At 70.6% G+C, this 8,576-nt stretch carries 10 protein-coding genes; 2 read left to right on the top strand and 8 right to left on the bottom strand.

Annotated features, from left to right (window positions below; all coding sequences use genetic code 11):
• Positions 1-22 precede the first annotated feature (22 nt).
• The 3 genes from AOK08_RS48485 to AOK08_RS24200 are packed head-to-tail and all read right to left on the bottom strand — an operon-like array spanning position 23 to position 2,007.
• Positions 23-157, bottom strand: a complete 135-nt coding sequence (locus AOK08_RS48485) for a hypothetical protein (protein WP_277816041.1) — start codon at positions 155-157, stop codon at positions 23-25.
• A gap of 57 nt (positions 158-214) precedes the next feature.
• The gene (locus AOK08_RS24205; protein WP_241827068.1) at positions 215-1,099 is read right to left on the bottom strand and encodes an ABC transporter permease; all 885 of its coding nucleotides are present in this window, start codon (positions 1,097-1,099) and stop codon (positions 215-217) included.
• Positions 1,096-2,007 carry an ATP-binding cassette domain-containing protein gene (locus AOK08_RS24200; RefSeq protein WP_241827067.1) on the bottom strand — a complete coding sequence of 304 codons (912 nt, stop codon included), beginning with the start codon at positions 2,005-2,007 and terminating at the stop codon, positions 1,096-1,098. Before AOK08_RS24200 ends, AOK08_RS24205 begins: the two co-directional genes overlap by 4 nt.
• A gap of 132 nt (positions 2,008-2,139) precedes the next feature.
• Here AOK08_RS24200 and AOK08_RS24195 point away from each other — a divergent pair, with 132 nt between their 5' ends.
• Together AOK08_RS24195 and AOK08_RS24190 are read left to right on the top strand one after the other, a co-directional pair.
• A complete protein-coding gene (locus AOK08_RS24195) occupies positions 2,140-3,363 on the top strand; it encodes a sensor histidine kinase (protein WP_055529748.1) in 1,224 nt (407 codons plus the stop codon).
• Positions 3,360-4,028: a response regulator gene (locus AOK08_RS24190; RefSeq protein ID WP_055529746.1), complete on the top strand. Its 669-nt coding sequence runs from the start codon at positions 3,360-3,362 to the stop codon at positions 4,026-4,028. The genes AOK08_RS24195 and AOK08_RS24190 overlap by 4 nt, the downstream gene beginning before the upstream one ends.
• On the opposite strand, the gene AOK08_RS24185 is transcribed toward AOK08_RS24190, so the two are convergent.
• The 5 genes from AOK08_RS24185 to AOK08_RS24165 all read right to left on the bottom strand — a co-directional run.
• Positions 3,989-5,020, bottom strand: a complete 1,032-nt coding sequence (locus AOK08_RS24185; protein WP_055529744.1) for an ABC transporter substrate-binding protein — start codon at positions 5,018-5,020, stop codon at positions 3,989-3,991. The genes AOK08_RS24190 and AOK08_RS24185 overlap by 40 nt on opposite strands.
• A gap of 12 nt (positions 5,021-5,032) precedes the next feature.
• Positions 5,033-5,818, bottom strand: coding sequence for an ABC transporter ATP-binding protein (locus AOK08_RS24180; RefSeq protein WP_055529742.1), 786 nt, complete (start codon positions 5,816-5,818; stop codon positions 5,033-5,035).
• A 4-nt stretch (positions 5,819-5,822) separates the two neighbouring features.
• On the bottom strand, positions 5,823-6,863 hold the full coding sequence (locus tag AOK08_RS24175) for a FecCD family ABC transporter permease (protein WP_055529740.1): 1,041 nt from the start codon (positions 6,861-6,863) through the stop codon (positions 5,823-5,825).
• Positions 6,864-7,351: 488 nt separating this feature from the next.
• Entirely contained in the window at positions 7,352-8,092 is a 741-nt protein-coding gene (locus AOK08_RS24170; protein WP_055529738.1) for an SDR family NAD(P)-dependent oxidoreductase, read from the bottom strand.
• The coding region (locus AOK08_RS24165) for a fumarylacetoacetate hydrolase family protein (protein WP_198539361.1) at positions 8,089-8,576 on the bottom strand (488 nt) is incomplete at its 5' end. The genes AOK08_RS24165 and AOK08_RS24170, both read right to left, overlap by 4 nt.

Raw genomic sequence — 8,576 nt, 5'->3', positions numbered from 1 at the left:
GCGCTTGGGCGGGGGAGGGGGTTTAGCCCAGTGCTTCGCCCGGTATCCGTGCCGTCTCCGCCACCAGGGGATGGTCGGCGGTGGCGTCCCGGTCGGGCTTCGTCGTCTGGACGGCCAGGACGATCGGGGTGCCGTCCGGTGTCCACGCGATGCCCACGTCGTTGCTGGTGCCGTCGCCTTCGAGTCCATGGGGCGGGGGCGAGGAGACTGCTCCTCAGACGTCTCGCCGGTCTACGACCAGCACTGCCACGACCCCGGCCAGCACCGCCCATGCCCCGAACGCGACCCAGCTTCCTGTCACCGTCTCCGGATAGAAGCGCGGGTAGATGACGTGCGGGTTGTGCCCGTACGACGCGTCCACCAGCCGGGTCCAGGCGTTGTAGGGCAGCGCGTCCCGAACGGCGGCCGTCCAGCGGTAGCGGTCGGTGATGAAGGCGGGCAGGAGCAGCAGTACCCCGGTGATGGCCACCATCGTCGTCGCGCTGTGCCGGATCACCGCGCCCAGGCCCATGCCGGCCAGCGCGCAGACCGGGGCCAGCAGGGCCGACGCGACGACCACTCGCCAGGCGCCCGGGTAGGAGAGTGCCACGTCCGCGTTCCGGCCGGACAGGACGGCCTGCGTGGCCGCGAAGGAGACCCCGGCGGTGAACGCTCCGTACACCGTCAGGACTGCCGTCACCACCGTCACCTTCGCCGCCATCAGCGCTCGGCGGGCGGGTACGGCCGCGAACGTCGTACGGATCAGGCCCGTCCCGTACTCGCCGACGATCGTGATCGCGCCGATGCTCGCCGCCGCGAGAATCAGCATCATGGCGGCGCCGGAGGTGAAGGCGTCCCGCAGGGCCAACGCGGCGTTGGCATCCCGCACCATGGGCGGCATGTCGCGATAGTCGGCGAAGTGGACGCGGGCGGAGTTGGCGTTGAGGGCGATGATCGCGAGGGCGCTGATTCCGAGCGCCCAGTAGGTGGAGCGCAGTGACCAGATCTTGATCCACTCTGCGGCGAGCAGTTGCCGGAAGCGGGCGGGGGCAGCGGGCGGGGGCCGGTACAGCAGGCGCTCGGGCCCGGCTGCGGAAGTGTCGGTGTCGGTGGTGCTCATCGGGTGGCTCCTGCGGAGAATTCGACGCTGTCGGCGGTGAGTTTCATGAACGCTTCCTCCAGGGAGGCCGACCGTGGGCTGAGCTCGTGCAGCCGCACACCGTGGGCGAAGGCCAGCTCACCGATGCGCTCGCTGTGCAGGCCGGTCACGGTGTACGAGCCGTCCGGCTCCGCCCGTACCGCCGCGCCCGCGCCCGTGAGCAGCGACGGGAGGACTTCGGCATCGGGGGTGCGGACGGATACGTGGAGTCCCGTCGCGCGGGCCGCGAAGTCCGTGAGGCTCTCCGCCGCGATCAGCGTGCCGCGGCCGATGACGACCAGGTCGTCGGCGGTCTGCTCCATCTCCCGCATCAGGTGGCTGGACACCAGCACCGTGCGACCTTCGCCGGCCAGTCGCCGGAACAGTCGGCGCACCCACAACACCCCCTCCGGATCAAGCCCGTTGAGCGGTTCGTCGAAGAGCAGCACGGGTGGATCGCCGAGCAGTGCCGCCGCTATGCCCAGGCGCTGTTTCATCCCCAGCGAGAATCCGCCGATCCGGCGTCCCGCCGACTCCGACAGGCCCACTTCGGACAGCACCTCGGTCACCCGCCGCCGGGGCAGTCCGTTGCTGACGGCGAGCGCGGTCAGCTGGGCGCGGGGCGTGCGCCCGCCGTGCACGTCGTGGGCGTCCAGCAGCGCGCCGATGTGCCGCAGACCGCGGGCGCGGCCGGCGAACGGCCGGCCGTCGACGGTGACGGCACCACTGGTGGGTGTGTTCAGCCCGAGCACCAGCCGCAGGGTCGTGGACTTGCCGGCGCCGTTCGGGCCGAGGAAGCCCGTGACGTACCCCGGACGGACGGTGAAGGAGAGATGGTCGACGGCGGTCGTCGTCCCGTAACGCTTCGTCAGTTCTTCGACTTCGATCACGACAACACCGTCTCGTCCACGACCCTGTCCGGGCATCGGACCGCAGCCGTCACTCCACCCTCCCGACTGTCGACCCAGGTTGTACGTCTGCGGGCCGATGCCTGCTCCCAACGGCCCGCCTACGATCGGTACATGCCCGCCACTCCCTCGCCGCCCACACTCAAACGCGTCCCGCCGGGCGCCTGGACGGCGTTCGCCTGGTGCGCGGCCACCGCGTTCACCTACCTCACGCGTGTTCGGCTGCCCGGCGAGTACGAGCCCGATCAGGGTCCGGCCATCCAGCTCTACCGGTGGGACGGTCTGATGTGCCTGGTAGTGGCCTCCGCCCTGGTATTCACCGCCGCCTTCTACCTGTCCCGGCGCCCGCTGACGGCCGTGGGCCTGTTGCTGGTGGCGGCTGTCATCGAGACGATGAACCTGGCCGTGACGGAGATCCCGATGGCCCAGTTCCTGGCCGTACAGACCGCTGTGTACTTCATTGCCGCCGGCCGCCCCCGCCGCACCGGAGCCATCGCGGTCTCGCTCTCGCTCGCGCTGCTCGTGGGCTATCTGGCCGTACGGATCGGAGCGGGCTGGAGCGTCGGCACCTCGGCCGAACTGGCCGTCGCCCTCGTGACGTTGATCTCCTGGCTGCTCGGCGACGCGGCCAACCGCAGCCGTGCGCACGCCGAACAGCTCGCCGCCCGCAAAGCCCAGCAGGCCGTCACCGCCGAACGACTGCGCATCGCGAGGGAGATGCACGACACGGTCGCCCACAGCATCGGCATCATTGCCCTCCAAGCCGGCGCGGCGGCCCGGGTGGCGGCGACCCGCCCCGAAGCCGCACGGGAGGCGATGTCGGCGGTGGAGCACGAGGGCCGGGAGACCCTGGCCGGCCTGCGCCGCATGCTCGTCGTGCTACGGCACGCAGACCAGGAAGCAGGCGGCGGTCAACAGGCAGCCGTGGCAGCCGGGTTGGCGGAGGTCGAGCGGCTCGCCGCCGTGACGAGCGCCGCCGGTGTGCGCGTACATGTGCACTGGGCGGGGGAGCGCCGCGAACTGCCCCCGGACGTCGACCTGTCGGCGTTCCGCATCGTGCAGGAGTCGGTGACCAACGTCGTACGCCACGCCGATGCCCGAGCTTGCCGGGTCACCCTTGACTACCGGGCCGCCGATGCCCTCGCCATCGAGGTCACCGACGACGGGCGGGGCCACGGCAGCGCCACCGACACCGGGTTCGGGCTGGCCGGGATGCGTGAGCGAGTCGCCCTGCTGGACGGGGAGTTCACGGCCGGGCCTCGCCCGGAGGGCGGCTTCCGGGTGGCCGCCCAACTGCCCGTCCCCCTTACCGTCACGCTTCAGGCGGCGGGCCGATGAGCATCCGGGTTCTCCTCGTCGACGACCAGCAGTTGATCCGTACGGCATTGAGCGTGGTCATCGCCGACCTGCCGGACATCGAGGTGGTGGGCGAGGCCGCCGACGGGGAGGAGGCCGTCGCCCTCGTGGACGAACTCGCCCCGGACGTCGTGGTGATGGACCTGCGCATGCCGGGCACGGACGGCATCGAGGCGACCCGCCGCATCACCCGGGGGACAGGGACGGAGAACACCCGGATCGTCGTCCTCACCACCTTCGACGACGACGATCACGTGTACGGGGCACTGCGCGCCGGCGCGTCCGGATTCCTCGTCAAGGACATGGCCCTGGACGACATCCTCGCGGCGATCCGGATCGTGGCCGCCGGGGACGCGCTGATCGCCCCCAGTGTGACCCGCCGCCTGATCCACGATTTCGTCGCCAACCCCCAACAGCACCTTCAGCAGCAGGAGTTGAAGGCAATCACCGACCGTGAGCGCGAGGTGCTGACGCTGGTCGGCAGAGGTCTGTCCAACACGGAGATCGCAGCCGAGCTGTACATCAGCGTGGCGACGGCGAAGACCTACATCACCCGTCTCCTCGCCAAGCTGGACGCCCGTGACCGCGTCCAGCTCGTGATCACCGCCTATGAGGCGGGCCTGGTGTCCACCGCCGAGCGGAGGTAGGCCCCGAGCCGGGCTATCGCCGACGGATTGCGCGGGCTTTCGACCAGGTCGACGTAGTCGAGGACGAAGATCCGCTTGTGCTTGACGGCGGACACGTTTCTCAACGGGGCGTACGACAGCAGGAACTTGCGCTTCTGGTCCGCGCTCACGTCCCCGTAGTTGCAGATGACGACGACGTCAGGGTTGCGTTCGATCACCGACTCCCAGCCCACCGTCGTCCACGAGTCGTCGAGGTCGTTCATGATGTTGACGCCGCCGGCCTTGCTGATGACCTCCTCGGGAGCGGCGTACCGACCGGAGGTGAACGGGGAGTCCGTGCCGCTGTCGTAGAGGAACACCTTCGGACGCGCGTTCCCGGTCGGAGCCTTCGCCGCCACCGCGGCGACCTGCTTCTTGAAGCCCGCGACCAGGGTGGCCGCCCGCTGCTCGACACCGAAGAGCTTTCCGAGGTTGGTGAGGTCGGTGTAGAGGGCGTCCAGGGGCGGCATGATGCCGCGCGAGGTCTTCGTACGGCCGTTGCGGCAGGACTCGGTGAGGACGTACGAGGGGATGCCGAGCTTCTTCAGCGCGTCCGGGGTGAAGCCGTTGTCGTCACGGAAGCCGTAGTTCCAGCCGGCGAAGACCAGGTCGCCCCGGGCATCGAGGACGTTCTCCTTGGTGAGCTGCTGCTTGGACAGCCACTTCACCTTGTCGTAGCCGTCCTTCCAGGGCACGCCGGTCAGATCACCCTTGTCGTCGGGCATCGCGAACCCGGCCATCCGGTTCTCCAGACCGAGCGCGAACATCAGCTCGGTGATCCCGACGTCGTTCGTGACGACCCGCTCGGGAACCTTGTCGTACGTCACCTTCTGACCGCAGTTGGTGAGCGTGACGGCGGAGGAGGAGGCCTGCGCGGATGTCTTCGCCGAGGGCTTCTCGACGGTCGCGCCGCATCCTGTGGCGAGGAGGGAGGCGAGGGACAGGAGAGCAGTGGCCACGACTGGCTTGCGCATGGGGGTGGGTCCTTAGAGGGGAGTGCCTTGGGGGGAGTGCTTGGGAAGCAGGTCGAAGAGCAACTGCGTGGCGCCCGTCTCCGGGTGCCGTACGGGGTGGGCCAGTACTCCGAACACCGCGGCCAGCAAGTCGGGTTGGAGTACGTCGTGCGGCGCCCCCGACGCGACGACCCGGCCCCCGGCGATCACGTACAGCAGATCGCAGTGCGCGGCGGCGAGGTTGAGGTCGTGCAGGGCCGCCAGTGCGGTCAGGCCACTGGAGCGGACCAGGGACAGGACGTCCAACTGGTGCGCGATGTCCAGGTGGTTGGTGGGTTCGTCGAGGACGAGGACGCGAGGCTGCTGCGCCAACGCCCTTGCGATGAGCACGCGTTGCTTCTCGCCGCCGGATAGGGCGAGGAACCCGCGGTCGGAGAGATGCGTTACGCCGGTTCGTTCCATCGCGGCGGCGCAGATGTCCCGGTCCCCGGCCGCCGTCCGCCCGACGTGGGGCAGCCTGCCCATCGCGACCACCTCGGCGACGGTGAAGTCGAACTCGGCGGACGACTCCTGGGGCAGCGCGGCGAGCACCCGGGCGGCGCCCTGGGGTTCCATGCCGTGGACGTCGGCGCCGTCCAGCAGCACCGCGCCCTCTGCCGGCCGCAGCGCCCGGTACACGCACCGCAACAGGGTGGACTTCCCGCTGCCGTTGGGCCCGACGAGCCCCACGAAGGCTCCGCTGTCCACCCGCAACGTGATGTCCTCGACGAGCCGACGCGCCCCCGCGTCGACCGACACACCCTCCACATCGAGCCGCATGCCCTCACCGCCCCCCGAACGCGTAGCCGCCGCGCCGCATCAGCAGCAGGAACGCCGGTACGCCGACCACGGCGGTGATCACCCCGACGGGCAGCTCGGCCGGTGTGAGGAGCACCCGGGACAAAACGTCGGCCCACACCAGCAGTACGGCCCCGACGACCGGCGCGACCGCCAGCACCCGCCGGTGATCGGCGCCCACGAGCATCCGTACGACATGCGGGACCATGAGCCCGACGAAGCCGATGGCCCCGCTGACGGCCACGACGGTGCCGGTCACGGCGGCCGTGACGAGGAACAACTCCCGCCTCAGCCTGGCCGGTTGGACCCCGAGGGCGGCTGCGGTCTCGTCCCCCATGGCGAGCGCGTTGAGCGACTCGGCGCGCCGGGCGAGCCACGCCCACCCGGCGAGGACGGTCACGGCGGCGATCGGCACCTGCGCCCAAGTGGCCCCGCCCAGCGACCCCAGCAGCCACATCATCGCCGACCTGGCCGCCTCGCCCCGGGCGGCCCCGAACACCATCACGGTGGTCACCGCCTCGAAGCCGTACGCCAGCGCGGTCCCGGTGAGGATCAGCCGCAGCGGAGTGAGCCCATGAGCGGCGGACCTGGCGACGGCGTACACGAGTGCCATGGCGGCGAGCGCGGAGGCGAAGGCGGAGATGGACAGCGCCCACACCCCGAGCCCGGCGAACGCCCCCAGCAGAATCACGGCGTTGGCTCCCACGGCCGCACCGGACGAGATCCCCAGTACGAACGGATCGGCGAGCGCGTTGCGCACCATGGCCTGCACGGCCACCCCGACGGCCGCGAGCCCCGCCCCGGCCACGGCGGCGAGCACCACGCGGGGCAGCCGCAGTTCCCAGACGATGGTGTACGAGGCGACGTCCTCGGCGTGGATGGCGCCTCCGGTGACCCCGGCCCACAGGAACCGGAACACCTGCCCCCAGCCGATCCCGGACGCGCCGAGCCCGACCCCGCACAGCAAGGAGAGGAAGAGAAGCAGTATCAGCCCAACTGCCAACGGCAGTACGGGTATTCGGCGCACGTCGGCGATCCTTCGCCTCCGGCTCGCAGTCCACGGCGAGCGGTCAATGGGCACGCGCACCTTGGGTAATCGGGCTCGCACGCCGAACCACCGGCCGGAAAGCCGATGACGGGAGGCGTGCATACCGTTGCGGGTCAGCGCCGGATTCTCACCGGACTTCCCCCAGGGGACGCGCCGCGAGCGTAGCAAACGCGCCGGACCGGCCATTTCGCGGCCAACGGCTACTGCCCGGTGCTGGTGGGCAACACGGTCGTCCACCGGGACGAGAGCCACATCTCCGACGCGTACGCGGAGGCGATCGCGCCGGTGCTCGGCGACCGGCTGGCCGAATTGTCGCGGTCCTGATCGACGCCCCCGCCGCCCCTGCCCGTTACCGTCCTCGGGGGGAGCTTCGTGGAAGTGGCCGCCGTGATGGTCTCGGTTGTGACACGGGCAGTCAGAGGGCAGTGAGAGGGCAATCAGAAGGCGATGAGAGGGCAGTGAGAGGGCTACCGCAGGGCGTCCGAGATGGACTTGACGCCGCCGTGTGCGGTGAAGCCGCCGTCGACGGGGATCTCGGCGCCGGTGATGAAGGACGCGCCGTCGGAGAGGAGAAAGACCACCAGCGGGGTGACCTCGTCGACCGTGCCGGTACGGGCCAGCGGCGTCTCGCGGATGTTCGCCTCGCGGAAGGCGGGCGCGGCGGAGGCGGTCATCTCGGTCTCGATGAAGCCGGGATGGACGGTGTTCACGCGGATGCCCATCGGCCCCAGCTCGACACAGGCCGTCTTCGACAGGCCGCGCAGCGCCCATTTACTGGCCGTGTACGCGACCGGGTAGTGCCCGGTGAGCGCGGCGGCCGAGCCGACGTTGACGATTGACGAGCCCGGTGGCATCAACGGCGCCAGGTGCTGGATGCCCAGCAGCGGGCCGGTGACGTTGACCGCGTGGACCCGGGCGAAGTCCTCGGACGTGACCTCGTGGAGCCGGGCGCGCCAGGTGATCCCGGCGTTGTTGACCAGGCCGTGGACCTCTCCGTACTGGCAGCGCAGTGCTTCCGCGAGCGCCGCCCACTCTTCCGCCTCGGTGACGTCCAGCCGCAGACAGCCCGCAGCCTCGGTCACATCGGTGGCGACCACCACCGCCCCCGCCCGGGTCAGCGCCTCGACCTCCGCCGCGCCCTGCCCGCGCGCGGCTCCGGTGACGACGACGACCTTGCCGTCCAGCCTGTTCACGGCCTCGCGGTTCACGGGCGCGGCCGTGGGCTGGGGCGCTTGCGGGCCCGGGGGACCGGTACCGTTCCGGCGCCGGGCACCACGGCGTTGGACACGGTGCCGATCCCCTCGACGGTCAGGGTGACGGTGTCGCCGGGCTTCAGCGGCGGCGGATCCTGCCGGCCGCGTACGCCCCACAGCTCGGCCAGGCAGCCGCCGTTGCCACAGGTGCCGGAGCCGAGGACGTCGCCGGGACGGACGTACGTGCCGCGCGAGGCGTAGGCGACCATCTCCTCGAAGGTCCAGCTCATGTTGGACAGCAGATCCTCGCCGATCACCTCGCCGTTGACGGAGGCGGTCAGCGCCAGCCGCAGGAAACCGTCGGTGTCCCGGTACGGCTCCAGCTCGTCGGCGGTGACCAGGTACGGGCCGAGGGTGGCGGCGGTGTCCTTGCCCTTGCAGGGGCCCAACCCCACCTTCATCTCGGCGGATTGGAGGTCGCGGGCGGACCAGTCGTTGA

The sequence above is a fragment of the Streptomyces graminilatus genome, from assembly GCF_001418565.1.
Taxonomy (GTDB): Bacteria; Actinomycetota; Actinomycetes; order Streptomycetales; family Streptomycetaceae; genus Streptomyces; species Streptomyces graminilatus.
The sequence above is the reverse complement of the archived record's forward strand: the minus strand, read 5'-3'. Positions and strand labels throughout refer to the sequence as shown.